This is a genomic window from Paenibacillus lutrae (genome assembly GCF_009757775.1).
Taxonomy (GTDB): domain Bacteria; phylum Bacillota; class Bacilli; order Paenibacillales; family NBRC-103111; genus Paenibacillus_F; species Paenibacillus_F lutrae.
Map to the genome: position 1 here is coordinate 1 of NZ_RHLK01000013.1, position 24,609 is coordinate 24,609.

General features: G+C 48.2%; 28 protein-coding genes, 1 rRNA gene and 1 riboswitch. All 29 genes read left to right on the top strand.

Annotated elements, in window-relative coordinates; translation table 11 throughout:
- Positions 1–184: 184 nt before the first annotated feature.
- A 5S ribosomal RNA gene (rrf, locus tag EDM21_RS18495) occupies positions 185–301 on the top strand.
- A gap of 219 nt (positions 302–520) precedes the next feature.
- A complete protein-coding gene (locus EDM21_RS18500) occupies positions 521–1,093 on the top strand; it encodes a manganese efflux pump MntP (RefSeq protein WP_157337938.1) in 573 nt (190 codons plus the stop codon).
- A gap of 112 nt (positions 1,094–1,205) precedes the next feature.
- Positions 1,206–1,790 carry a low molecular weight protein arginine phosphatase gene (locus EDM21_RS18505; RefSeq protein WP_157337940.1) on the top strand — a complete coding sequence of 195 codons (585 nt, stop codon included), beginning with the start codon at positions 1,206–1,208 and terminating at the stop codon, positions 1,788–1,790.
- A gap of 172 nt (positions 1,791–1,962) precedes the next feature.
- Positions 1,963–2,043, top strand: a riboswitch (ZMP/ZTP riboswitch).
- Positions 2,044–2,195: 152 nt separating this feature from the next.
- Positions 2,196–2,654, top strand: a complete 459-nt coding sequence (gene rpiB / locus EDM21_RS18510) for a ribose 5-phosphate isomerase B (RefSeq protein WP_157337942.1) — start codon at positions 2,196–2,198, stop codon at positions 2,652–2,654.
- A gap of 18 nt (positions 2,655–2,672) precedes the next feature.
- A complete protein-coding gene (locus tag EDM21_RS18515; protein WP_157337944.1) occupies positions 2,673–3,323 on the top strand; it encodes a TIGR01440 family protein in 651 nt (216 codons plus the stop codon).
- An 84-nt stretch (positions 3,324–3,407) separates the two neighbouring features.
- The gene (locus EDM21_RS18520) at positions 3,408–4,658 is read left to right on the top strand and encodes a serine hydroxymethyltransferase (protein WP_068777395.1); all 1,251 of its coding nucleotides are present in this window, start codon (positions 3,408–3,410) and stop codon (positions 4,656–4,658) included.
- 251 nt (positions 4,659–4,909) lie between these two features.
- Positions 4,910–5,539, top strand: a complete 630-nt coding sequence (gene upp, locus EDM21_RS18525) for a uracil phosphoribosyltransferase (protein ID WP_157337946.1) — start codon at positions 4,910–4,912, stop codon at positions 5,537–5,539.
- Between the two features lie 22 nt (positions 5,540–5,561).
- On the top strand, positions 5,562–6,698 hold the full coding sequence (wecB, locus tag EDM21_RS18530) for a non-hydrolyzing UDP-N-acetylglucosamine 2-epimerase (RefSeq protein ID WP_157337948.1): 1,137 nt from the start codon (positions 5,562–5,564) through the stop codon (positions 6,696–6,698).
- A 196-nt stretch (positions 6,699–6,894) separates the two neighbouring features.
- Complete coding sequence (locus EDM21_RS18535; RefSeq protein ID WP_068777398.1) at positions 6,895–7,128, top strand: AtpZ/AtpI family protein; 234 nt, start codon at positions 6,895–6,897, stop codon at positions 7,126–7,128.
- Complete coding sequence (locus EDM21_RS18540; protein ID WP_157337949.1) at positions 7,121–7,489, top strand: ATP synthase subunit I; 369 nt, start codon at positions 7,121–7,123, stop codon at positions 7,487–7,489. The genes EDM21_RS18535 and EDM21_RS18540 overlap by 8 nt, the downstream gene beginning before the upstream one ends.
- Positions 7,490–7,515: 26 nt before the next feature.
- Complete coding sequence (gene atpB / locus EDM21_RS18545) at positions 7,516–8,292, top strand: F0F1 ATP synthase subunit A (protein WP_157337951.1); 777 nt, start codon at positions 7,516–7,518, stop codon at positions 8,290–8,292.
- A gap of 113 nt (positions 8,293–8,405) precedes the next feature.
- Entirely contained in the window at positions 8,406–8,618 is a 213-nt protein-coding gene (gene atpE / locus EDM21_RS18550; protein ID WP_068777401.1) for a F0F1 ATP synthase subunit C, read from the top strand.
- A 106-nt stretch (positions 8,619–8,724) separates the two neighbouring features.
- The gene (gene atpF / locus EDM21_RS18555) at positions 8,725–9,210 is read left to right on the top strand and encodes a F0F1 ATP synthase subunit B (protein WP_068777402.1); all 486 of its coding nucleotides are present in this window, start codon (positions 8,725–8,727) and stop codon (positions 9,208–9,210) included.
- The gene (locus EDM21_RS18560) at positions 9,207–9,755 is read left to right on the top strand and encodes a F0F1 ATP synthase subunit delta (RefSeq protein WP_157337953.1); all 549 of its coding nucleotides are present in this window, start codon (positions 9,207–9,209) and stop codon (positions 9,753–9,755) included. Before atpF ends, EDM21_RS18560 begins: the two co-directional genes overlap by 4 nt.
- Positions 9,756–9,771: 16 nt before the next feature.
- Positions 9,772–11,286: a F0F1 ATP synthase subunit alpha gene (gene atpA, locus EDM21_RS18565; protein WP_157337955.1), complete on the top strand. Its 1,515-nt coding sequence runs from the start codon at positions 9,772–9,774 to the stop codon at positions 11,284–11,286.
- A gap of 48 nt (positions 11,287–11,334) precedes the next feature.
- Positions 11,335–12,198, top strand: a complete 864-nt coding sequence (atpG, locus tag EDM21_RS18570) for an ATP synthase F1 subunit gamma (protein WP_068777405.1) — start codon at positions 11,335–11,337, stop codon at positions 12,196–12,198.
- Positions 12,199–12,241: 43 nt separating this feature from the next.
- Positions 12,242–13,651, top strand: a complete 1,410-nt coding sequence (gene atpD, locus EDM21_RS18575; RefSeq protein WP_068777406.1) for a F0F1 ATP synthase subunit beta — start codon at positions 12,242–12,244, stop codon at positions 13,649–13,651.
- Positions 13,652–13,780: 129 nt separating this feature from the next.
- Positions 13,781–14,185, top strand: a complete 405-nt coding sequence (locus EDM21_RS18580; protein WP_166542087.1) for a F0F1 ATP synthase subunit epsilon — start codon at positions 13,781–13,783, stop codon at positions 14,183–14,185.
- 186 nt (positions 14,186–14,371) lie between these two features.
- Positions 14,372–14,737, top strand: a complete 366-nt coding sequence (locus EDM21_RS18585; protein ID WP_157337959.1) for an NADH-quinone oxidoreductase subunit A — start codon at positions 14,372–14,374, stop codon at positions 14,735–14,737.
- The gene (locus tag EDM21_RS18590; RefSeq protein ID WP_068777409.1) at positions 14,722–15,240 is read left to right on the top strand and encodes a NuoB/complex I 20 kDa subunit family protein; all 519 of its coding nucleotides are present in this window, start codon (positions 14,722–14,724) and stop codon (positions 15,238–15,240) included. Before EDM21_RS18585 ends, EDM21_RS18590 begins: the two co-directional genes overlap by 16 nt.
- Positions 15,237–15,962 (top strand): NADH-quinone oxidoreductase subunit C, encoded by a 726-nt coding sequence (locus EDM21_RS18595; RefSeq protein ID WP_157337960.1) that lies wholly within the window; start codon positions 15,237–15,239, stop codon positions 15,960–15,962. Before EDM21_RS18590 ends, EDM21_RS18595 begins: the two co-directional genes overlap by 4 nt.
- A gap of 3 nt (positions 15,963–15,965) precedes the next feature.
- Positions 15,966–17,063, top strand: a complete 1,098-nt coding sequence (locus tag EDM21_RS18600) for an NADH-quinone oxidoreductase subunit D (RefSeq protein WP_157337961.1) — start codon at positions 15,966–15,968, stop codon at positions 17,061–17,063.
- On the top strand, positions 17,063–18,070 hold the full coding sequence (gene nuoH / locus EDM21_RS18605) for an NADH-quinone oxidoreductase subunit NuoH (protein WP_157337962.1): 1,008 nt from the start codon (positions 17,063–17,065) through the stop codon (positions 18,068–18,070). Before EDM21_RS18600 ends, nuoH begins: the two co-directional genes overlap by 1 nt.
- A gap of 39 nt (positions 18,071–18,109) precedes the next feature.
- Positions 18,110–18,562 carry an NADH-quinone oxidoreductase subunit NuoI gene (gene nuoI, locus EDM21_RS18610; protein ID WP_068777413.1) on the top strand — a complete coding sequence of 151 codons (453 nt, stop codon included), beginning with the start codon at positions 18,110–18,112 and terminating at the stop codon, positions 18,560–18,562.
- Positions 18,555–19,079, top strand: coding sequence for an NADH-quinone oxidoreductase subunit J (locus tag EDM21_RS18615; RefSeq protein ID WP_157337963.1), 525 nt, complete (start codon positions 18,555–18,557; stop codon positions 19,077–19,079). The genes nuoI and EDM21_RS18615 overlap by 8 nt, the downstream gene beginning before the upstream one ends.
- Before the next feature lie 2 nt (positions 19,080–19,081).
- Positions 19,082–19,393 (top strand): NADH-quinone oxidoreductase subunit NuoK, encoded by a 312-nt coding sequence (gene nuoK, locus EDM21_RS18620; RefSeq protein WP_157337964.1) that lies wholly within the window; start codon positions 19,082–19,084, stop codon positions 19,391–19,393.
- 79 nt (positions 19,394–19,472) lie between these two features.
- Positions 19,473–21,356 (top strand): NADH-quinone oxidoreductase subunit L, encoded by a 1,884-nt coding sequence (gene nuoL, locus EDM21_RS18625; protein WP_157337965.1) that lies wholly within the window; start codon positions 19,473–19,475, stop codon positions 21,354–21,356.
- Positions 21,346–22,974 (top strand): complex I subunit 4 family protein, encoded by a 1,629-nt coding sequence (locus EDM21_RS18630; protein WP_157337966.1) that lies wholly within the window; start codon positions 21,346–21,348, stop codon positions 22,972–22,974. Before nuoL ends, EDM21_RS18630 begins: the two co-directional genes overlap by 11 nt.
- Before the next feature lie 3 nt (positions 22,975–22,977).
- Entirely contained in the window at positions 22,978–24,492 is a 1,515-nt protein-coding gene (locus EDM21_RS18635; protein ID WP_166542088.1) for an NADH-quinone oxidoreductase subunit NuoN, read from the top strand.
- Positions 24,493–24,609 lie beyond the last annotated feature (117 nt).

A 24,609-nucleotide genomic window follows, 5' to 3' on the forward strand; every position in this document is an offset into this window, starting at 1 on the left:
ATAGGTCTTTACGAGAGTAGAGGCCGTCATCGGAAGCATCGCTTAGGCGGGTGCACCACAAGATCTTTGGATGGATCTTTTACATCTTTCGCTGCTAGTTTTCAGGGTACAACCCTGATCGAAGTGGCATGTCCGCAAGGAGATGCTGCGATTTTCGAAGTCTCTAACACTTCGGAACATCCTGTTTGGTGACGATGGCGGAAGGGAACCACGCGTACCCATCCCGAACACGACCGTTAAGCCTTCCAGCGCCGATGGTACTTGGACCGCAGGGTCCTGGGAGAGTAGGACGTTGCCAAGCAATAAAGTATTTAACAGACTGCTGCATAGTGAACTCACTGTGCAGCAGTCTGTTTCGTTATTTATTGTGTGCTTTTTTATATTTATTTTATGTATAAGCGTAAGGTAAAGGGGTTCTATCAACTTATCCTAAGAATACTCAGGACAGACTGATCTTCAAGCATGATTCAAAGTTTGTCCGCATATCTTGAGAAAGAATATGTGGACAGGGGGAAATTCCATGATGGCGTTGCTGGACGTGTCGCCCATTGCGTGGGGCCAGATGCTGACTATTTTGATTATGGCTGTAGCACTCGGGTTTGATGCGTTTTCTTTAGGAATAGGGATAGGGATGAGAGGCATACGATATCTGCATATTTTAAAAATTAGTATCGTCATCGGGTTGTTCCATATTTTGATGCCTTTGCTGGGAATGTATGCAGGCAGCTATCTGGGCGCTCTTCTTGGACATGTTGCTGTAGCTGCAGGGGGAGGACTACTTATATTACTCGGTTCTCATATGGTATACAGTTCTGTGCGTGGAGAAGATAGTACAGCATTTAACCACAATACCTTTTGGGGAATGATTCTTTTTGCTCTGAGTGTAAGTGTCGATTCCTTCTCGGTTGGAGTATCACTTGGAATTTTTGCGACAGACATAGTCATGACTGTTTTGCTTTTTGGACTTCTGGGTGGAGGTATGTCTATACTAGGGTTAGTACTCGGGCGTCATGTTGGAAGCTGGATCGGGGAATACGGAGAGGCACTGGGCGGTGTGATATTGTTCCTGTTCGGTTTGAAATTTCTTCTCTAAGGCACCCTATTATTTGAAATTTACGTTACAATAATTTGTATGAACCATAAATCTAAGGGGTTACCAATAGATAAGAATCATAACTCATCCATATCAAAGGAGGTTGTTAATCATGAAGCATATTCTGTTTGTATGCACAGGGAATACATGCCGAAGTCCTCTTGCGGAAGGAATGCTAAAACAATTGGCTGGACAGGAAAATCTGGACATTCATATTCGCTCTGCAGGTGTTTACGCCAGCGACGGTACTCCAATATCACAGCAGTCATCCTCGGTTTTACGTGAAAAAGGCTGTGAGGCATCGATAACCAGCAGATTATTGAGAATTCAAGAGGTGCAATGGGCGGATCTCATCCTAACGATGACCAACGATCATAAACGCGGAGTGGTTGGGCGATTTCCAGAGGCAGCAGGTAAGACTTTTTCGCTTAAAGAATATGTAGAGGACGATCCATCGGTATTAGCCGCTGTACAAGAGCATGAGCAGTTAATCGCAGAATTTCAAGTTAAAGTAGCTCTCTCCGAACCTGTTACTCAGGAAGAAAAAAATACACTTCTTCTATTGGAAAAGCAGCTTCCCGATTATGATATTTCAGATCCTTATGGAGGGTCTCTATCTGTGTATCGCAGAACAGCTGCAGAGATTGAAGAAGCGCTGCTCAAACTAATCAGCAGACTGAAGCAGAATACCAGATAGGGAATCGTGTATAGAAAAAGCGAGCCTGCGCTCTTCTCCTTACAGTTATTAATGTAAAATAGCGGACTTTAACCTGGCTTAAATACGAACATTTATGGGCGATTTGTTTAAAATGTTCATGATTTCGGGCTTTACAGCTCTTCGTGGATGCGTTAAGATAAAGGTATCATTTAAGACCCGGTGTAACTGGCGACAAGTGGGTGTAACCACAATGGAGCATCGGGATATACGGCCGGTCGCCTGGGCAAAAGAGCAGTGCATGCGTATTTACGCGTGTCATGCTCTTTTTTTCATACCATTTCCTTGCATCCATTGTCGGATCCTAGCGTATTTTCGCTCCGGCGTGTCGGTTTGGGGTATAATAAAGCCAAACGCATGTTTATTTCCATCTGAGGAGGAATCGTTATGAAAATAGCAATTGGCGCCGATCACGCCGGATACCGGCTTAAAGATGTTATTGTTCCTTATTTAGAAACACTGGGTCATGAAATCACGGATGTGGGCTGTAACTGCGATCAATCTGTGGATTACCCGGATTACGCTGTGCCTGTGTGCGATCTTGTCCTGGCTGGTAAGGCAGACAAGGGCATTTTGATTTGTGGAACGGGAATCGGTATGACGATTGCAGCCAACAAGTTCCCTGGCATCCGCTGCGCGCTTGTACATGATATGTTCTCGGCGAAAGCGACACGCGAACATAATGATACGAATGTGTTAGCGATGGGCGAACGTGTAGTTGGACCGGGGGTTGCTCAGGAAATCGTCAAGATTTGGCTCGAAACTGAGTTTTCAAAAGGCGAACGTCATGAGAACCGTTTAAGTAAGGTAAAGCTTCTTGAAGAAAAATATACGATTCATCCTTAAAGGAAGCGGTGAGATCGTATGAGCACAGAACAACAAAAGATGTTGGATGGGATTGGCCCGGCTGTTGAGACGAATTTCCGCGCATTAATTGAGGCGGGCGGATTGCGTTCGGGTCAGATCGTGGTTATCGGCACTTCGACTAGCGAAGTGCGTGGGGAAAGAATCGGCACTTCCGGTATTCCGGAAGCTGCCGAGCGGATCTACGCGGCAGCAGCCCGCGTGGCCGCCGAGCATGGCCTATGGCTCGCATTCCAATGTTGCGAGCACTTAAACCGCGCTCTCGTTATAGAAGAGGCGCTGCTGGAGAAGCTGCCGTCCCTCGAAGAAGTGAGGGTCGTTCCGGTCCCCAAAGCCGGCGGCTCTATGGCGGCTCATGCCTATCGGCACATGACAAGTCCCTGCGTCGTGGAGGAGATCACTGCGCACGCCGGGATCGATATCGGCGATACGCTTATCGGCATGCATCTTCGCCGGGTCGCTGTACCGCTACGGCCACCTGTGCCCCGGGTTGGCGAAGCCCATGTGACGATGGCTTACACACGCCCTAAGCTGATCGGCGGGCCGCGTGCGGTTTACGAATTATTTTCAGAGGGCAATGACTCGGGAAAAACAGAATCATCCTCTAAGACCTACTCCTATGCTACCAAAGATAGCGATGCCTGTGAGTAATGAAGCTAAGAGTGAATGACCTGATTGAGCAATAAGAAATTGTAATGAATACTGAGATCTTAATCCATGGGAGGTATTTTGGAAATGGTAGAATTCTTACGTAAACAGGACCCTAAAATTGTAGAAGCGATGAACTTGGAGCTTGGACGTCAACGTGACAAAATCGAACTGATTGCATCCGAGAACTTTGTCAGTGAGGCTGTTCTTGAAGCAATGGGAACTGTCTTGACGAACAAATATGCGGAAGGCTATCCAAACAAACGCTACTACGGCGGCTGTGAATACGTAGATATCGTGGAAGATATCGCTCGTGACCGTGCTAAAGAACTTTTTGGTGCTGAGCATGCCAACGTACAGCCTCACTCTGGTGCACAGGCAAACATGGCTGTCTACCTCGCGGCCTTGAAGCCGGGCGATACCGTTCTGGGCATGAACCTTGCGCATGGCGGTCACTTGACTCACGGCAGCCCGGTTAACGCATCTGGTATTCTTTATAATTTCGTTGCTTACGGTGTCAGCGAGAAAGATTCCCGCATTGATTATGAAGACGTACGCAAAGCGGCTTTCAAACATAGACCCCGCATGATCGTTGCGGGTGCAAGTGCATATCCGCGCGTAATCGACTTCGAGAAACTGGCTCAGATCGCTGATGAGGTCGGTGCCTTATTCATGGTCGATATGGCTCATATTGCGGGCCTTGTTGCAGCAGGTCTTCATCCAAATCCGGTGCCTCATGCACATTTCGTTACAACTACAACGCATAAAACACTCCGTGGACCTCGCGGCGGTATGATCTTATGCCGTAAAGCATGGGCAGCTGCGATCGATAAAGCTGTGTTTCCAGGCTCCCAAGGCGGACCTCTGATGCACATTATCGCAGCAAAAGCTGTAGCTCTGGGCGAAGCTCTTCAAGCGGATTTTAAAACATATGGTCAGAACGTAATCGACAACGCGAAGACTCTTGCAGAGGGCTTAGCGGCTGAAGGTATCGACCTCGTTTCCGGCGGAACCGATAACCACCTTATTCTGATCGATCTTCGTAACCTGAATATCACAGGTAAAGATGCTGAGCATCTGCTCGATGAAGTCGGTGTTACAGTGAACAAAAATGCCATTCCTTTTGACCCGACAAGTCCGTTTGTAACAAGTGGTGTCCGCATTGGTACACCTGCAGCGACTTCCCGCGGTATGGGCAGCGATGCAATGAAGAAGATCGCGAAGATTATCGCCCTTACGCTCAAAAATCCGTCCGACACTGCTGTTCATGAGCAGGTTCGCGGTCTGGTTAAAGACGTGACTTCCCAATATCCGCTCTACAAAGGTCTTGAGTATTAATTTCAAATTCATTTGTAACGCAAATAAATACACTCAGTTACTTCTATTTAAATAGAAGCTAATATTAAGTTGCTAAAGGAACCCTATGTGGGTTCCTTTTTTTGGGGAATAAAGCTGCTATGGAGTTTTAAATAGGCAAGGTTATGTAATAGATCGCCGTGCTTTTTGGGGAGGATATCTAAAGAGACATATGATATAATAAACAGGGTTTATGGGAAAGTCAGCGAGATCGAAATTCGGGAGGAAATACTATGAGTAAGGTGTTCATTTGCGATCACCCTTTGATTCAGCACAAACTTACATACATTAGAGACGTAAATACGAAAACCAAAGATTTCCGCGAGCTGGTGGACGAAGTTGCAACTTTAATGGCCTATGAAATTACACGTGACATTCAACTAGAGAATATTGAGGTTAAGACCCCGGTGGCAACTGCTGATTGCCGCATTATTTCCGGCCGCATGCTGGGCATTATTCCGATTCTGCGTGCAGGACTCGGTATGGTGGACGGGATTCTGAACTTGATTCCTGCAGCTAAAGTGGGACACATCGGCCTCTACAGAGATCCCGAAACGCTCCAGCCAGTGGAATACTATGCTAAGCTGCCTACTGATGTACAGGAGCGCGAGTTGATTGTCGTTGATCCGATGCTGGCTACAGGCGGCTCCGCTAATGCGGCGATCACTGCCTTGAAGAACAGAGAGTGCCACCAGATTAAGCTGATGTGTCTGATCGCAGCTCCTGAAGGCATTGAAGCTGTTCAGAAAGCACACCCGGATATCGATATCTATGTTGCTGCAATTGATGATTATTTGGATGACCACGGGTACATTATTCCCGGCCTTGGAGACGCAGGTGACCGGTTATTTGGCACGAAATAAGATGTAGGAGGACTCTAGTCCAATGAAAAAGTTGAAAGTCATTACGATTTTCGGTACAAGGCCGGAAGCCATTAAGATGGCTCCGCTTATTCTCGAACTTCAAAAACATCCCGAATCTATTGAATCACTTGTAGCCGTAACGGCCCAGCACCGTCAAATCCTGGATCAGGTTCTGGAGATTTTTAGAATTCAGCCTGATTTCGACCTTAACGTAATGAAGGATCGCCAGACTCTGAATGAAGTAACGATTCGTGTCCTCCAAGGGTTGGAGCCTGTTTTTAGCGAAGCGAAGCCGGACCTGATCTTAGTGCATGGGGACACGCTGACGACATTCCTTGCAAGTTATGCTGCCTTCTTGCAGCAGATCAAGGTAGGTCATGTAGAGGCAGGGCTCCGTACATGGAATAAGATGTCCCCATATCCGGAGGAAATGAATCGCCAGCTGACCGGGGTTATTGCAGACCTTCACTTTGCTCCAACCGAATGGTCCGCGGGCAATTTACGCAGAGAGAATAAGTCAGAAAGCTCGATTTATGTGACAGGGAATACGGTAACCGATGTATTCCAATATACGATCAAGAAGGACTTCAAACATCCGGTTCTGGATTGGGCGCAAGGTAAACGCCTTATCCTGATGACTGCTCACCGCAGGGAATCGCAAGGTGAGCCTCACCGCCAAATCTTTAACGCGGTCAAGCGGATTGCCGATGAGTTTGAGGATGTGGCTATTGTTTATCCGGTTCATCCAAGCCCGGCTGTGAAGGAGCCTGCATACGAAATTCTTGGAAATCATCCGAGAATCAAACTGATTGAACCGCTGGATGTATTCGAACTGCATAATTTCTATCCGCATACGTATATGATTCTGACTGACTCCGGCGGGCTTCAGGAAGAAGCACCGACTTTTGGCGTTCCGGCCCTGGTACTCCGCGATACGACAGAGCGACCAGAAGGCGTGGAAGCGGGTACTTTGGAGTTAGTTGGTACAGATGGTCAAAAGGTATACGATCGTGCCCGTGCGCTTCTGACGGATGCACAGACCTATGATCGAATGAAGCAAGCTGCCAACCCTTATGGGGACGGACAAGCTTCACGGAGAATTGTGCAGGGAATTCTGCATCATTTTGGATATGAAGCAGACAGACCGGACTCCTTCTGACGTATTTTTTCTAACATTGTGACGATGCTATGACAAAGGTCACAGCGTACAGTTGTACTGTTTGGTTTTATTTGTCTGAAACCCTTGATATACAAGGGTTCTTGCGAATGAGTTCACGAAAATTTTGATTTTGTTCGAATTGACAAACTAGACTTTGCTCCGATACAATATATGAGGATTGATAGGGGTCAAAGCCATGAATAACAAAGGAAATCGCGATAATCCTTGGAAAGCTGCCGGAATGGTAGGAGCCATCGGGATTGATATCGCCTTCTGTATGATTGCCGGTTATGCTATCGCTACTTATCTGGTGAACCGTTTTGGCGGTTCTAAGGCTTGGATCGCGGGCGGTTTGATGATCGGTCTCTTCGTCGGAATCGTATCCGTTGTCATGTTGCTCAAGAAGTTTTTGGAGGAATCCGATGAATGACCTGCTTAGAACCGCATTACGCATAACGCTTTTTGTATTGGCTGCAAGTGTTCTTATCTGGGCTGCATACCCGCCCTTGCGTACAATTACTGCAGGGCTGACTATGGGTGCCGTTGCAAGCGGAATCAATGCGCTGCTGCTTCAACGCAGAGTCGATATGATCGGCAGAACCATTGCAGAGCAAGGTGTTCAGCGTACGAGCCTAGGTTTTATGAGCCGGCTGGCAACTGTGCTACTTGCTGTTATGTTTGCGCTTAAATTTCCACAACACCTCGATATCGTCTCAACCATCATTGGTTGCTTTTTGGTACCATTCTTTATTTTGCTAGTCGGTATTACAAAACGACAACACAAACCGTAATGCATGGAAAGGGGTGAAAATGAAAAATGCATGAGTTTCCCGTGCTACATTTTAACAACGGAATAGATATTGATATTTCCACTTTCTTTGCTATTACCGTTACATGTTTGGTTGTGTTTATTCTCGCCCGCCTGTCCGTACGTAATCTGTCGGTCGATAAACCATCCAGGATGCAGAACTTTATGGAGTGGGTACTTGAGTTTGTCCACAACACGGTTGCCAGCACCATGCCACTGAGCAAAGCTAAGACATACGTTTCGCTCGGAATGACACTGATCATGTTCATCTTCGTTGCCAACCTGCTGGGTCTTCCGTTCGGTATTGTAACGGATCATACAGAAGAGTTCAGTTTGTTTGGCCAAAGCGTTCTATCGGATGCTCGCATTCATGAACTGCATGACCAGGGCAAGCACGCTTCAATCGCTTGGTGGAAATCGCCTACAGCCGATCTTTCCGTAACTTCGGCGCTTGCCATTATGGTGTTTGTAATGACTAATACCCTTGGCTTGACACGTAACACTAAGCACTACCTGAAACACTACATCGAACCGTTCTGGTTCTTCCTGCCGCTGAACATTATTAAAGAGCTTTCCAAGCCGTTGACGCTTGCTCTTCGTTTGTTCGCGAATATTTTCGCCGGCGAGGTTTTGATCTCCACCATCTTAATGCTAGGAGTCGTTGGGGTACCGCTTCTTGCCATCTGGCAGGGCTTCAGTATCTTCGTAGGCGCCATTCAGGCATTCTTGTTCACAATTCTTACCATGGTTTACATTTCCCAAGCCAGTGTTCATGAAGAGCACTAACGATCGGCATACAAGTCTATGCAGGTTGAAGTTCAATTAATTTAGCGCTAGGCGCGGGATCATAATACACACAATAAGGTTAAAAAACCTATTTTCTGAGGAGGAAATTTTTCATGGAATTCCTAGCAGCAGCATTAGCAATTGGTTTGGGCGCACTTGGCGCAGGTATCGGTAACGGTCTGATCGTAAGCAAAACAGTAGAAGGTATCGCTCGTCAACCAGAACTTCGCGGCACGCTTCAAACAACTATGTTTATCGGTGTTGGTATCGTCGAGGTTGTTCCGATTATCGGTGTCGTACTGGGCTTCCTGATTTTCTTCAGCTAATTCATATTGCCTCGGTTGGGCGGGGAAGGCCTGAGCCATCCGCGCCTTCGTTGTGAATTAGGATTGTAGGATCGCCAGCACACAGATACGGAAAGGAGTGACTCGAATGGCTTGGAATTGGGAATCTTTTGTATTCGCGCTTGTCGCCTTCGGGATTTTATATTGGCTGCTAAGCAAGTACGCATTTGGGCCATTAATGGCTACGATGGAAGAGCGCAGAAAGCTGATAGCTGAGCAAATGAACTCGGCTGACGCTAATCGTGCTCAAGCTGAGCAGATGCTCGCAGAGCAGAAGCAGGTTATCCAGGATGCTCGTAAAGAAGCATACCAAATGATCGAGCAAGCTAAACAAACGAGCTCCAAGCAAGCGGAAGAGATCGTTGATAAAGCAAAATCCGAAGCGGATCGTGTGAAAGAAGAAGCAATCCGTGAAATCGATAGTGAGAAGAACAAAGCGGTTGCGGCTCTGCGTGGTCAAGTTAGCGCTATGTCCGTTATGATCGCTTCCAAAATTATTGAAAAGCAAGTAGACGAAAAGTCGCAGGAAGAATTGGTGAACCATTACCTTAATGAGGTAGGGGGACAAAAATGAGTGACATCGTTGTAGCGAAAAGATATGCGAGAGCACTTTTTGAGGCGGCGAAAGAGCAGAATGCGGTCGCTCAAGTCGAAACCGAATTGAACGAAGTTGTTCAGACGGTTCAGAATCATGCGGAGCTCCGCAAAGTACTGGATCATCCGAACATCGACGTACCTGCGAAACGTCAACTCATGTCAAGCATCTTTGCGGGCCGGCTGTCGCCGCTCGTTCAGAATATAATTAATCTCCTGATTGATAGAAGACGTCAATCTTTGCTTCCTATTGTACTTTCCGACTTTGTTCAGATTTCCAACGAGTCGCTTGGCCAAGCTGACGCGACGGTATATACCGCGCTTCCGCTGACGGAAGCACAGGTTAAGGAAATTGCAGAACAGTTTAGCCGGATGACTGGCAAGCAAATTCGTGTACAGACGGTAATCGACCCGAGCCTTCTTGGCGGCATTACCGTTCGGATCGGTGACCGTCTCTACGACGGTAGTTTGGCAGGCAAACTCGAACGTTTGGAAAAATCACTGAAACAAGCTCAAGCAATGTAGATAGGGGTGAGGTTCGTTGAGTATCAGACCTGATGAAATCAGTACGCTGATTAAGCAGCAAATCGAAAATTATACAGCAGATCTGCAGGTCGTGGAAGTGGGTACGGTTATCAGTATTGGTGACGGTATCGCACGCGTTCACGGTTTGGATAACGTCATGGCCGGTGAGCTTCTCGAGTTCGCCAATGGCGTTGTCGGAATGGCGCAGAACCTGGAAGAAAATAATGTAGGTATTATCATCTTGGGACCTTACTCGGATATCCGTGAAGGCGACCAAGTGAAACGTACAGGACGCATCATGCAGGTTCCTGTAGGCGAAGCGCTGCTTGGCCGCGTTGTTAACGCACTAGGCCAACCGGTGGATGGAAGAGGACCGATTGAAGCTGCAAGCTTCCGTCCGATCGAATCCCCGGCACCGGGCGTTATGGCCCGTAAATCCGTACACGAACCAATGCAGACGGGTATCAAGGCAATCGATGCGCTTGTACCAATCGGCCGCGGTCAACGTGAGTTGATCATTGGTGACCGTCAAACAGGTAAAACAGCGATTGCAATGGATACGATTATTAACCAAAAAGGCAACGGAGTAAAATGTATCTATGTTGCAATTGGTCAGAAGCAATCTACTGTTGCTAACGTAGTTGAAACTCTTCGCCGTAACGGCGCACTCGATTACACAATCGTTGTAACGGCAAGTGCTTCCGAACCGGCTCCACTGCTCTTCCTGGCTCCTTATGCAGGCTGCGCAATGGGTGAGTACTTTATGTACAAAGGCGAGCATGTCCTGATCGTTTATGATGATCTGTCCAAGCAAGCCGCTGCTTACCGTGAGTTGTCCCTCTTGCTCCGCCGTCCACCAGGTCGGGAAGCATATCCGGGTGACGTTTTCTACCTTCACTCCCGTTTGCTCGAGCGTGCCGCAAAGCTGAACGACGAACTGGGCGGAGGTTCCATTACGGCGCTTCCATTCATTGAAACTCAAGCGAGTGACGTATCCGCGTACATTCCAACGAACGTTATTTCGATTACCGACGGTCAAATCTTCTTGGAGTCTGACTTGTTCTATTCCGGTCAGCGTCCAGCGATTAACGTAGGTATCTCGGTATCTCGTGTCGGTAGTTCCGCGCAGGTAAAAGCAATGAAGAAAGTTGCCGGTACCCTCAAGACTGACCTTGCACAATATCGTGAATTGGCTGCTTTCTCGCAGTTCGGTTCCGACCTTGATAAAGCAACTGTATCCCGCCTTAACCGCGGTGAGCGTACAATGGAAATCCTTAAGCAGGGTATCAATGAGCCAATGCCGGTTGAAAAACAGGTTATTAGCATTTATGCCGCTACTAAAGGCTTCCTGGATGAACTGCCGGTGAAAGATATCGGCCGCTTCGAGAAAGAGTTCCTTTCCTACCTCGATGCTAACAAGCCTGAAATTCCAGCATCCATCCGTGATTCGAAGGATATTTCCGCCGATACGGAGAAGGCGCTGGTTGCAGCTATCGAGACCTTCCTTAAAGGATTCTCGGTATCCGAATAATTATGAGAATTGTTGATTCCATAATAAAGCTGCAGGGGGTGAAACAGTATGGCTAAAGGTATACGCGAAATTAAACGGCAAATCAAGAGTAAACAAAACACCAGGCAAATCACGAAAGCAATGGAAATGGTTGCCGCTTCCAAGCTTAAGAGAGCGCAGAATAATGCGGAGGCTTCTCGTCCCTATGCGGATAAGATTCGCGAAGTGGCATTCAGTGTAGCCGCAGGTTCAAAGGGGATCCAACACCCGATGCTCCAAGTTCGGGAAGTTAAACGTACGGGTTATTTGGTTCTAACTTCCGATCGAGGACTCGCTGGAGGATTCAACGCGAACGTCTTGCGTAAAGCGCTCACTACTATTCGTGCACGCCATAAATCTACAGATGAGTATGCAGTTTTCGTTGTAGGACGTAAAGGGAAGGATTTCTTCAAGCGTAGAAATATTCCTGTCTTCGATGAAGTGACGGGGTTAAGCGATTCTCCTACCTTTGCCGATATCAAGCAGCTTGCTTCTTCGGCCGTGCAGAATTTCATCGATGGCAGCTATGACGAGCTGTATGTGATCTATAATCAGTTCCATAATGCTCTTACGCAAACACCGATTGAGAAGAAGCTACTGCCTCTTGAGCAGACTGAATCCGGTGGAAATGCCATCTCTTCCTATGAATATGAACCCTCCGCCGAAGGTGTTCTGGAAGTACTGCTTCCGAAATATGCGGAAACGGTCATTTTCAGCGCCGTGCTGGAAAGCAAAGCGAGTGAATTCGGCGCGCGGATGACCGCAATGGGAAGCGCGACGAAGAATGCGTCGAAGATGATTGCAGAGCTTACACTTTCCTACAACCGTGCCCGTCAGGCGGCAATCACCCAAGAAATCTCGGAAATTGTCGCTGGCGCGAACGCATTGAATTAATGCGGAATACGGATCTTAGCATTTGAGTACAGGAGGGAATACAATGAGCAAAGGACGTGTTGTTCAAGTCTTGGGCCCGGTTGTCGACATTGAGTTCGACCGCGGACATCTGCCTGAGATTCTGAACGCCATTAAAATTCAAAAAACTGCTCAAACCGCTGACCAGCAGGACAGCGAAGTGACAGTTGAAGTTGCCGTACACCTTGGTGACAATCAAGTACGTTGTGTAGCTATGGCTTCCACAGACGGACTTGTGCGTGGCATGGAAGCTATTGATACAGGAGCAGCTATTTCCGTACCAGTAGGTCCGGCTACGCTAGGCCGTGTATATAACGTACTTGGTGATCCAATCGACGGTAAAGGCCCAGCAGACCGTACACTGACATCCCCAATTCACAGACAGGCTCCTGAGTATGTCGATCTGACGACTCAAGCTGAAATGCTTGAAACGGGAATTAAAGTAATTGACCTTCTCGCTCCTTACATGAAGGGCGGAAAGATCGGTCTCTTCGGTGGTGCCGGTGTAGGTAAAACCGTAACCATGCAGGAGCTTATTCATAACATCGCACAAGAGCATGGCGGTATTTCCGTTTTTGCTGGTGTAGGTGAAAGAACGCGTGAAGGTAACGACCTTTATCACGAAATGAGTGATTCCGGCGTTATTGCAAAAACAGCGATGGTATTCGGTCAAATGAACGAACCTCCAGGCGCTCGTCTGCGTGTAGCACTGTCCGGCCTGACAATGGCTGAGTACTTCCGTGATGAGGAAGGCCGCGACGTTCTTCTGTTCGTCGATAACATCTTCCGTTTCACACAAGCAGGTTCTGAGGTTTCGGCCCTTCTCGGACGTATGCCGTCCGCAGTAGGTTACCAGCCAACGCTGGCAACTGAAATGGGTCAACTGCAAGAGCGTATTACATCCACGACCAAAGGTTCCGTAACTTCGATTCAAGCAATTTACGTACCGGCGGATGACTATACGGATCCGGCTCCGGCAACTGCTTTTGCTCACTTGGACGCAACGACTAACCTGGAGCGTTCGATTGCGGCAAAAGGTATTTTCCCGGCGGTTGATCCGCTTGCATCTTCTTCCCGTATCCTGACTCCTCAGGTTGTTGGAGAAGAGCACTACGAAGTAGCGCAAGGCGTTAAGCGTCTTCTGCAGCGTTACAAAGAACTTCAGGACATTATCGCGATTCTGGGTATGGATGAGCTTAGTGAGGAAGACAAGATTGCCGTTAACCGTGCAAGACGCGTTGAGCGTTACTTGTCCCAGCCACTGCACGTTGCAGAAGCGTTCAATGGTATGCCTGGACTTTACGTACCTGTTAAAGAAACTGTACGCAGCTTTAAAGAGTTGCTGGAAGGCAAGCATGATGATTTGCCAGAAGGAGCTTTTGTTAACGTGGGCTCGATTGAAGAAGCTGTTGAAAAAGCAAGAACGATGGTATAAGCAATCAGCTTATGCAGACTCTGTCTGCTGATTCTGATTATAAGCCGAGCTCGCAGGGGCTTATCCCCTGCAAGTGAGGTGAAGCTTACGAAGCGAACTTTCTAGCGAAAGTTCTGGGGAGGAATGAGCGTGAGTACTTTCCTTTTGGAAATTGTAACTCCGGAGCGCATCGTATATACCCAGAATGTTCGCATGATCACTGTCGAGGGCGTTGAAGGCCAATTGGGTATTCTTCCGAACCACATTCCGTTTGTGACGCCTTTAAAAATCGCACCTGCCTCAATCAAACTTGAGAACGGCAAGAATGAATCCGTTGCATTAAACGGAGGATTCATGGAAGTGCGTAAGGATAAGGTTGTTATACTTGCGGAGAGTGCGGAACTGCCGAGTGACATTGACATCGAACGTGCTAAAGCAGCGAAGGAACGCGCCGAGAAGCGTTTGAGCGGTAAGAAGGACGAGGCTGATTTCAAGCGCGCCGAGCTTTCACTCAAACGGGCGTTGACCCGGATCGGGGTACACGAGCACAGATAAGAATAAAAGGGCAGAGGACGTTGTATCAACGTTCTCTGTTTTTTTGCATTTAAGAAAACGTTTACATTAAAATCATTTTCATTAGACACAAAATTTTAGCGTATGCTATAATTGGAAGGTGTTGTATTACCATATTTTATGAGATCAATTAGAATATCTTATGAAAATGGAGGCGGTTTCAAGCGGATGTATACGGTGAAATATTTGATCGTTGCCATTTTCGTTGCACTCGGGGTTTTACTCCCCATTGCAGCTTTGACGATCGGCAGATGGCTTAGGCCTAATAAACCTACGGAAGACAAAGCAACCACCTATGAGAGCGGCAACGAGCCAATTGGAGAAGGTCAGATCCGGTTTAATATCCGGTATTACCTTTATGCGTTAATGTTTGTTATTTTTGATGTAGAAACTGTGTTTCTGTATCCGTGGGCAGTAGCATACAATCAACTGGGGCTATTTGCATTGGTTGAAATGTGTATTTTCATTGTGCTTCTTGGTGTCGGACTACTTTACGCTTGGAAGAAGAAGGTGCTGCAATGGACTTCAATTTAGGATCAATTACACCAGAAGAACGCGATGAGCTGAACCGCAATGTATTTATGACAACCCTTGAGCAGGTAAAAGCCTGGGCCCGGAGCAATTCACTGTGGCCGCTTACTTTTGGTCTCGCCTGTTGTGCTATTGAAATGATGGGGACTGGCGCATCTCATTATGACCTCGATCGTTTTGGGGTTATTTTCAGGACTTCCCCCCGTCAGTCTGATGTAATGATTGTGGCTGGTACGGTTACTAAGAAGATGGCTCCTTTATTGAAAAGGTTATACGATCAAATGCCCGAACCGAAATGGGTCATTGCGATGGGTTCCTGTGCGACTGCCGGAGGGCCCTATGTAAAATCGTATGCCGTTGTAAAAGGAGTCGATCAAATTGTACCGGTCGATATATACATACCCGGTTGCCCGCCGAATCCGGCTGCGTTAATCTACGGAATTAATAAACTTCAGGAAAAGATCCGTTACGAAGCTAAGACCGGGAAGCAGGTGACGAATCGTTGAGCGACAAAGATAAGGATAAAGATAACCAAAAACCGCAGATTGTGACAAACTCATCTGAAGTTTTGGAAGTGCATACAATTGAATTAGAGGAAAAAGAAGTAAAATTGTCTGATGCGGCAGAATCCACCGCAGAGGCTGACGCCGACGGCGGCAAAGCGCAGGCAGCCGCTGAAGCGCGAGCCAACCGTGCGAAAGCCCGCAGCGCCAAGGCGGCAGCAGAATCGGCTGCGCCGAAGGAGCCATCTCCTAACCAGCCGCAGCTGGACCGGCTGGTGGAGATCCTTAAGGGAGCGGTGAACGAACAGGCCGTTGAAGAGGCATATATCAACGAGATCGACGGCCATCGCCCCTTTGTGGTGATCCGCAGCGAGGATTGGCTGCAGACTGCTGAGGTCATGCTGCAGCACAAGGAGCTGCAGTGCACTTATTTACGCAATGTAACGGGTCTTGATACGGAGGCGAACCTGGAGGTCGTGTATCACCTTCTTTCAATTCCTCTGCGTAAAGAATACGGCGTTAAAGTTCGGACAGACCGTACGGCTCCAGCTGTCCCCTCTGTAGCGGCAATATGGCCGACGGCAGATTGGAATGAACGCGAAATCTACGATTTGCTGGGCATTGATTTCCCGGGTCATCCGAATATGACCCGCATTATGATGCCGGATGAATGGATCGGACATCCGCTTCGCAAAGATTATGAAGCGTACGACCCGGAGGTGTAGCACTTGTTACGGACTGAAGAACTTCTGTTAAACGTCGGCCCTCAGCATCCGAGTACCCATGGAGTATTTCGGATTATAGTAAAACTCGACGGGGAGATTATCCGGGAAGCTATTCCCGTTATGGGCTACCTGCACCGTGGGACGGAGAAGTTAGCGGAGAACTTAACCTACACACAGATTATTCCTTATACGGATCGAATGGATTATGTGTCCGCCATGACGAACAATTATGTGCTCGTGAACGCTGTTGAGCGAATGATGAACGCACAGATACCAGAGAGAGCGGAGTATTTACGGGTACTTGTCATGGAACTTCAGCGGATTGCCAGCCACCTCGTATGGTGGGGAACTTATTTGCTGGATATTGGAGCGATGAGCCCCTTCTTATATGCGTTCCGTGACAGAGAGATGATCATTGATTTTTTTAATGAACTATGTGGTGCAAGGCTAACCTACAACTATATGCGCGTGGGTGGAGTAAAATGGGACGCGCCGGATGGCTGGCTGGATAAAATCCGCGTATTTATTCCCTATATGAGAAGTAAGCTTGAGGAATATGACCGGCTGGTCAGCGGTAATGAGATTTTCCTGGCCCGTATTAAAGGAGTGGGGAAATACGATGCGGCAACTGCCATTGCATATGGTCTGAGCGGAGCCAATCTCAGGTGTACGGGTGTGAGCTGGGATTTGAGGAAAGACCAGCCTTACAGCATTTACGAACGCTTTGAGTTTGACGTACCGGTGGGCCAGAATGGAGACTGCTACGATCGTTATTTGATCCGGCTGGAGGAGATTGAACAGTCACTCCGGATTATTGAACAAGTCCTGGATCAAATACCCGAGGGCGATACGATGGCGAAAGGATTGCGCGTAATTAGGCCGCCCGAAGGCGATATTTATGCACCGATTGAATCGCCAAGAGGGGAAATCGGGTGCTTTATTATGTCTAAAGGGAAGACCGAGCCTTACCGGTTAAAATTCCGGCGTCCTTCTTTTGTTAATCTGCAAATCCTGCCTAAACTGCTGGTAGGCGAAACCATGACCAACTTGATTACGATTCTGGGAGGAATCGATATCGTTGTCGGGGAGGTGGATTGCTGATGCTGGATTTGGTCGGACAACCGCTGACATGGACTCACACTCTTATATTTGCGGCTTACGGTGTACTGCTCCTTCTAATTATTTTGGGCTTCGTCACCTATGCCATTTATTTTGAACGTAAAGTGATCGGCTGGATGCAGGGCCGCTACGGTCCTAACCGGACGGGTCCTTTCGGACTTCTTCAGACGGTTGCGGACGTGTTCAAGCTCCTGATTAAGGAGGACACAATTCCGCGTAAGGCTGACCGGCCGTTGTTTATTCTGGCTCCCGTAATTACATTTATTCCGTCGTTTGTCGTTGTCGCGACAATTCCGTTCACAGCCAACCTGATTCATGCCGATCTGAATGTGGGTCTCCTGTATTATGTTGCTCTGTCCGGCATATCGACTATCGGAATGATACTCGGAGGCTGGGCCTCGAATAACAAGTATGCACTGCTTGGGGGTATGCGTTCCGCAGCTCAAATGATCAGTTACGAGGTACCGCTGGTCATTTCTGTAATAGGGGTCATTATGATGACGGGCACGCTAAATCTTCACAAGATCGTGGAGGCTCAGGGCGACAATTTCTGGAACTGGAACTTCCTCCCTCAAATCGTCGGATTTATCGTGTTCATGATCGCAGGCGTTTCGGAGCTTAACCGGACCCCTTTCGATCTTCCCGAGGCTGAATCGGAGCTGGTTGCGGGATATCATGTGGAGTACAGCGGTTTCCGTTTTGCTTTCTTCATGCTCGCCGAGTATGTATATGTATTTGCCATTGCATCTTTAACGACCGTCCTTTTTCTGGGAGGATGGCATGCCCCGTTCGCCTTGCTTGCCTTTATACCGGGCATCGTCTGGTTTCTGCTTAAGTTCTCAATCATCGTATTCTTCTTCTTCTGGATCCGGGCGACTATGCCGAGGATCCGCATCGATCAACTGATGGGATTGGGCTGGAAAGTCCTTTTACCGTTAGCACTGCTCAATATTTTTATTACCGCGATCTATATGGGCATTACTGCATAGGGCGTCGGATCATAAAGACACAGAAGGAGGAGAAAGCTCATGAAAGGATTGCTCCAAGGACTAGGCGTGACGCTCAAGACGATGACTCAGAAGAAAGTAACCTATGCGTACCCCGATGTTCCTCTGACCATGCCGGACCGTTTCCGTGGGATCCAGCATTTTGAACCCGATAAATGTATCGTATGCAATATGTGCGTGAAGGTCTGTCCGACCGAATGTATTTCATTGACCGGCAAGGCCAACCCCGATCCCGAGAAGAAGGGGAAAGTGATCGAAACCTACGATATTAACTTTGAAATCTGTATTCTCTGTGATTTATGTACAGAAGTCTGTCCGACGGAAGCCGTCGTAATGACGAATCATTTTGAGCTGAGTACATACAGTCGTGACGATCTGTTTAAGGATATGAAATGGCTGACTGACAACAATACGCTGGTTAGAAAAGAAAATAATTACGCCTTTCCAAGGGGAGGCGCGAAGAAAGATGTTTAGCGGACTGGGCGGTTTCCTGTCAGACGGGCATAACTGGTGGTTCCTGTTATTCGCGATAGGTGCGATTGGCGGAGCGATCTATATGATTAACTTCACGAAAGTGGTTCATATGGTCTTGTCCGTTGCCTTTACTTTTATAAGTCTGGCAGGTTTATACGTACTCCTGGAAGCGGAGTTTGTCGGCTTTGTTCAGATCCTCATTTATGCGGGTGCGATTTCCATTCTTATGATCTTTGGAATCATGATGACGAATCATAGAGGCGAGGAAGCATCGAAGAAAAGACCGGTATATCATGTGCTTTTGACTATAGGGTCTTTGGGATTGTTTTTTATTCTCTTCTATGCGATTCAGAATACATCGTTTCCACCCGGCACTTTCGAAGCCGGGGAAGATAATACGCTTGAGATCGGCAAACTGCTGTACAGCCAGCATGTCATTGCGTTTGAAATTATGTCCGTGCTGCTAACTGTTGCGTTCATCGGGGCCATCGTCATAGCTAAGAGGGAGGAGGATTAACCTTGAATGGTGTTGTTACTCCTTACTTGACGCTGGCGGCAATTCTTTTCTGCATAGGATTATATGGGGCTTTGTCCAAAAAAAGCGGCGTTATCGTGCTTCTCTCCATCGAACTGATGCTCAATGCCGTGAACCTTAATCTTATTGCCTTCGCAAAGCTTGGTGCGCAGCCGGCGCTGACGGGACATATTTTTTCCCTGTTTACCATCACGGTAGCTGCAGCTGAAGCTGCTGTCGGTGTTGCTATCCTGATAGCACTTTATCGTAACCGTGGGACAGGTGACGTTGAGGACATGAATTCGATGAAACATTAGACCGGCTCGGTTTGTGGATCGGTTCAAGTATCCGAATAGTGGTTTAACGTCACTGACTTGAAGGAGGAAGGGAAGAAATATGGTATCCGTCTTTTCACAATATGCCTGGCTCATCCCTCTATTTCCCCTGCTTGCCTTTGTACTACTGGCGGCAGCCGGAAGCAAAGCCCGCAAAGCCGGCCCCTACGCCGGAAATGCTGCTATATTTGCATCCTTTACCATGGCTTTGCTGGTTTGTATCGAAAGGCTTGACAGTGGTGCGCAGAATTATATACGGGATGGTTTCCAATGGCTTCAGGTCGGGGACTTCACACTGAGCATGGGCTTCGAAGTGAGCAACCTGAATGCAGTCATGCTGCTGATTGTTACGTTAGTCAGTCTGCTCGTCCATATATACTCCCTTGGGTATATGAGAACCGATGAACGGATTCATGTATTCTTCAGCTATATCGCGCTCTTCTCGTTCGCTATGCTGGGCCTTGTGCTATCCGTTAATATGGTGCAGTTTTACCTGTTCTGGGAGCTGGTCGGGGTCTGCTCCTTCCTGCTTGTCGGTTTCTGGTACAGCAAACCAGAGGCTAAGGCGGCTGCCAAGAAAGCGTTTCTTGTGACGCGGATCGGGGATTTGGGTCTGTTCATTGGCATTCTGCTGCTGTTCTGGAGCATGCCGGGTCATGCCCTCGATTTCGCCTCGATTCAAGCCGCCTTTGCATCCGGAGGGATTCCGGCGGAGACAACGACCTGGATCGCGGTCTTGCTCTTCATCGGTGCTATCGGCAAATCGGGCCAATTCCCGCTTCATACCTGGCTGCCCGATGCGATGGAAGGGCCTACGCCGATCAGTGCCCTTATCCATGCGGCTACGATGGTGGCAGCCGGCGTGTACCTCGTTGCACGCAACTTTGACATCTTCCTGGCATCGGATACGGCTATGCAGATCGTCGCCTATGTGGGCGGATTTACCGCTATTTTTGCCGCCACTATTGCCATAGCCCAGAGCGACATCAAGCGGATTTTAGCCTATTCCACAATAAGCCAGCTTGGCTATATGATGATGGCGCTTGGAGTCAGCGACACTTACACAGCCGGGATTTTTCACTTGCTGACGCATGCATTCTTTAAGGCATTACTCTTCCTTGGAGCGGGAAGCGTGATTCATGCCATACATACACAGAACATCCATGAGATGGGTGGTCTCGGTAAACGAATGAAGATTACGACATGGACATTCGCTATCGGTGCTTTGGCTCTTGCGGGAATCCCGCCATTCTCGGGGTTCTGGTCCAAAGATGCGATTCTTTCCGCAGCCTACGATAACAATCAGCTGCTATTCTGGATCGGCATTGTTACCGCATTTTTCACGGCCCTGTACATGGCACGTTTGTTCTTTCTGGTCTTCTGGAGAAAGGCGGAGACGGAAGCCGGACAGTCCGCTCACGAATCTCCCTCTACGATGACGGTACCTCTGCTAGTCCTGGCCGTGCCTGCTGCACTCGCGGGTTTCGTGTATACGCCCTGGAACGCAGGGTTCGGAAGCTGGCTGTCCGGAGCCGTTCAGCAGGAGGAAACACACCTGCTTGTGATGCTCCTATCCTCGCTTGCGGGAATTCTGGGTATAGTGGTCGGCTATCTTCTTTATGCGAAGAACGCTAGCGCGAAGGATCCTTTGCAAGCTAAAGTGCCGGTGCTGTATACCCTTCTTGAGCGTAAGTATTATGTCGATGAGCTCTACCATTACCTCATTATCATTCCGTTCTGCGGAATCGGAGCGGTACTGAAGACCATTGATACATACATCGTTGGCGGAGCGGTACGGCTCGTAACGGCTGCCGCTTTCGGATTTGGTCAAACCAGTACGCGGTTGCAGAATGGCCAGGTACAGACCTATGGTCTTATAACGCTGCTCGGCCTTCTGATTCTGATATTTGCGGTGGCTGGAAGGAGGTTCATTGATGTCGGATAATCTGCTTAGTCTGATTGTGTTTTCTCCTCTTATTGGGATTATTGTTCTTCTTTTCCTGCCGCAAGACCGTAAGGCAATCCTGCAAAAAGTCGGAATCGCGGCGACGGTACTCCCGCTTCTTCTAAGCGTCTGGTTATATGCGGCATATGTCACTCTAAATACGGAGATGCAGTTCAAACAGCAATTCGACTGGATTACGATTCCGCTTAATAAGGAAGGTGTAGAGGGTCTCACGAATTTTTACTGGACCATTCAGTATCATCTATCTGTAGATGGCCTGTCGATGCCGCTCGTATTTTTGTCCGCCCTTATATTTACCATGGCTGCGCTTGCGTCTGTCTATATCAAGAAAAGATGGAAGGCATACTTCATCTGGCTTCTTCTGCTTGAGGTAGGTGTGCTCGGGGTTTTTACCTCTCAGGATCTCGTCTTATTCTTCTTATTCTTCGAAATTACCCTCGTTCCGATGTTTTTCCTGATTGGAATCTGGGGCAATATGGACCGCGAAAAAGCGGCGAACCGTTTCCTGATCTACAATGGGTTAGGCTCTGCAATCATGCTGATTGTCTTCGCTATCTTGATTTCCACCGCGGGTATTTCCCAAGAAATTGCTGACAATAGTCTGACGGTTTCATACAGCGGAGATATTCAGAATATAACGCGCAATCTGCTGCAGGATTCGGAATCGCTGGTGAATCAGGCATCGGGGGATCCGCAGAATCAGAACCCCTTTTATCTTAGCGACACGATGAAAACAACACTTTTCCTGCTGCTGCTTGCTGCATTTGGAATCAAACTGCCCATCTTCCCGTTCCATACTTGGATGCTCAAAGTTCATACAGAGGCGCCGCCTTCTGTCGTAATGATTCATTCAGGTATTCTGCTCAAAATGGGTGCCTACGGACTGATCCGTTTCGGTGTGCTGCTGTTTCCGGCAGAAGCTGTACAGTGGGCTTGGACCCTTGCCCTGCTCGGTGTAATCAACATTCTATATGGAGCTATACTGGCTTTTATGCAAAAAGAGTTCAGGCTCGTGCTGGCATACTCCAGCATCAGCCATATGGGTATTGTGCTGCTGGGTCTCGCTGCTTTCAATCCGATCGGCATGCAGGGAGCGGTTTTCCAGATGATCTCGCACGGCTTGATCTCAGCGCTCATGTTCCTGCTCGTCGGCAGTATATACGAGCGGACTTCAACGACGGAACTCGATAAGCTTGGCGGTCTTGCTAAATCCATGCCATTTCTCAGCGCTGTGCTGCTGATTGGGGGTCTGGCTTCACTGGGGCTGCCCGGATTATCAGGGTTTGTCAGCGAATTGCTTGCTTTCCTCGGCCTGTTTGGAACAGCGCGCACACTCGCCGTTATTGGAGCGGTTGGCATCATACTGACAGCCGTCTATGTGCTGAGGGGGATTATGAAAATCACCTATGGACCCATTCGGGATAAGCACCTCGGTTTACCTGACGCCAAATGGATCGAAGCTGTGCCGATGATTACGCTGGTTGCTTTTATCTTGCTGCTGGGTGTATATCCGGCTGTACTCAGCGAACCTCTGCAGCAGACCGTAAACGGGTTCGATCGTATGATTCACAGTATAGCCGGGAAGGTGGGGGGGTAGACCGTGGGACCGATTAGACTGCATTTGCAGGACTTGACGCACTTGCTCCCGGAGATCACGCTTGTGGTCACAGCGGTACTACTTACCGTGATTGACCTGCTGCTGCCGAAGAAGATCGACCGCAGACTGATCGGGTGGCTGTCTCTGGCAGGTATAGCCGTCTCTACCGGATTTGTCATCATGCAGATGAATCCTGCACAAGCTGTAAGCCTGCTGAGTGGCAGTTACCGTATTGATGATTTTGGTAACTTACTTAAGCTTGTATTTCTGGGAGGCACAGCTCTTATAACACTCATGAGCCTGGGCAGTGTAGAAGAGAAAGATATCCCGCATATAGGAGAATATTATTATTTCCTGCTGCCGGCTGTGCTTGGAGCCATGATTATGGCCTCATCCTCTGACTTAATCACTTTGTTCGTCGGTTTGGAGCTGCTTAGCATTACTTCTTACGTCATGGTTGCCATGAAGAAAAAAGATACAAAATCCAATGAAGCCGCATTTAAGTACGTTGTATTAGGCGGCATCTCATCGGCCATCATACTATACGGGATGTCTTTCCTTTACGGGATGTCCGGTTCGACGAACCTCGCAGTCATCCAGCAAGCAATCATATCGGGTTATTCGGATTATAAACCTCTGCTTTATGTGGCGGTGTTCCTGCTGCTGGCGGGCTTCGGCTTTAAAATAGCGGCGGCTCCTTTCCATTCGTGGGCGCCTGATGTTTATCAGGGTGCTCCTACACCGATCACCGCGTTTCTGGCTGTTGTGTCCAAAGGCGCTGCTTTTGCGATCCTGTTCCGCGTGTTTTACGCGCTGTTTGCTCTTGGTCAATTCCCGGAGGACCAGTTGACAGAAGATGTGTTTCTGGCGTTATCGGTCGTAGCTGCCGCCGCCATGGTTGTGGGGAATACCGCCGCTCTGCGCCAGAGGAATGTCAAACGGCTGTTGGCATATTCCGGTGTTGCGAACGCCGGTTATCTGCTCGTACCGCTAGCGGTTCATATCAACTTGGTGCAAGTAGATAATTTCTCTAAATTCCTGTTCTATTTAATCGCTTACCTGCTGATGAATATCGGGTTATTCGCTGTCCTGATAGTAATTGAGAAATCCACGGGGGATAGTGATCTTAAAGGCTTCGCGGGCTTATACTACCGTGCGCCGTTTACGGCGATCGCTACAATTCTGCTCATTCTTTCCCTTTCGGGAATACCGGTATCCGCAGGCTTTTTCGGTAAATTGTATCTTCTCATCGGAACCATGCAGGCGCATATGTACTGGCTTGGCGGTGTGATGATCATAACGGGTGTTCTATCCTTTTACTATTACTTCGGATTAATCCGCCAGATGTTCATGCGTGTTGACACCAATGACAGGCCGATTCGGATCACTACTCCTCTTGGTATTGTGATCTGGTTCTGTGCAGGAATTAGTCTGGCGCTCGGTATATTTCCAGGACTTTTACTCCGTTATATCGATTCTATTTTTAGTTTGACTAGAGACCTCCTAATCCTGTCATAAATTTGATATAATATAAGCTTCTCCGCTTTTTTACGAGCCGGGAGGCTTTTTTCTTGTGTTTCCTGTATAGTAGAGGGTCTAGCTGTCTATACCAAGATTCCCTTGTTCTTCGCAGTG

Bases quoted from the DNA above. Each gene is read 5' to 3' on its own strand.
- nuoL (WP_157337965.1), top strand. From the start codon at position 19,473: ATGGTATCCGTCTTTTCACAATATGCCTGGCTCATCCCTCTATTTCCC.
- atpB (WP_157337951.1), top strand. From the start codon at position 7,516: ATGCATGAGTTTCCCGTGCTACATTTTAACAACGGAATAGATATTGAT.
- nuoH (WP_157337962.1), top strand. From the start codon at position 17,063: ATGCTGGATTTGGTCGGACAACCGCTGACATGGACTCACACTCTTATA.
- EDM21_RS18535 (WP_068777398.1), top strand. From the start codon at position 6,895: ATGAATAACAAAGGAAATCGCGATAATCCTTGGAAAGCTGCCGGAATG.
- nuoI (WP_068777413.1), top strand. From the start codon at position 18,110: ATGAAAGGATTGCTCCAAGGACTAGGCGTGACGCTCAAGACGATGACT.
- rpiB (WP_157337942.1), top strand. From the start codon at position 2,196: ATGAAAATAGCAATTGGCGCCGATCACGCCGGATACCGGCTTAAAGAT.
- EDM21_RS18590 (WP_068777409.1), top strand. From the start codon at position 14,722: ATGGACTTCAATTTAGGATCAATTACACCAGAAGAACGCGATGAGCTG.
- EDM21_RS18540 (WP_157337949.1), top strand. From the start codon at position 7,121: ATGAATGACCTGCTTAGAACCGCATTACGCATAACGCTTTTTGTATTG.
- upp (WP_157337946.1), top strand. From the start codon at position 4,910: ATGAGTAAGGTGTTCATTTGCGATCACCCTTTGATTCAGCACAAACTT.
- atpE (WP_068777401.1), top strand. From the start codon at position 8,406: ATGGAATTCCTAGCAGCAGCATTAGCAATTGGTTTGGGCGCACTTGGC.
- atpD (WP_068777406.1), top strand. From the start codon at position 12,242: ATGAGCAAAGGACGTGTTGTTCAAGTCTTGGGCCCGGTTGTCGACATT.
- EDM21_RS18615 (WP_157337963.1), top strand. From the start codon at position 18,555: ATGTTTAGCGGACTGGGCGGTTTCCTGTCAGACGGGCATAACTGGTGG.
- EDM21_RS18500 (WP_157337938.1), top strand. From the start codon at position 521: ATGATGGCGTTGCTGGACGTGTCGCCCATTGCGTGGGGCCAGATGCTG.
- EDM21_RS18560 (WP_157337953.1), top strand. From the start codon at position 9,207: ATGAGTGACATCGTTGTAGCGAAAAGATATGCGAGAGCACTTTTTGAG.
- wecB (WP_157337948.1), top strand. From the start codon at position 5,562: ATGAAAAAGTTGAAAGTCATTACGATTTTCGGTACAAGGCCGGAAGCC.
- EDM21_RS18630 (WP_157337966.1), top strand. From the start codon at position 21,346: ATGTCGGATAATCTGCTTAGTCTGATTGTGTTTTCTCCTCTTATTGGG.
- EDM21_RS18515 (WP_157337944.1), top strand. From the start codon at position 2,673: ATGAGCACAGAACAACAAAAGATGTTGGATGGGATTGGCCCGGCTGTT.
- EDM21_RS18505 (WP_157337940.1), top strand. From the start codon at position 1,206: ATGAAGCATATTCTGTTTGTATGCACAGGGAATACATGCCGAAGTCCT.
- atpF (WP_068777402.1), top strand. From the start codon at position 8,725: ATGGCTTGGAATTGGGAATCTTTTGTATTCGCGCTTGTCGCCTTCGGG.
- EDM21_RS18520 (WP_068777395.1), top strand. From the start codon at position 3,408: ATGGTAGAATTCTTACGTAAACAGGACCCTAAAATTGTAGAAGCGATG.
- atpG (WP_068777405.1), top strand. From the start codon at position 11,335: ATGGCTAAAGGTATACGCGAAATTAAACGGCAAATCAAGAGTAAACAA.
- EDM21_RS18585 (WP_157337959.1), top strand. From the start codon at position 14,372: ATGTATACGGTGAAATATTTGATCGTTGCCATTTTCGTTGCACTCGGG.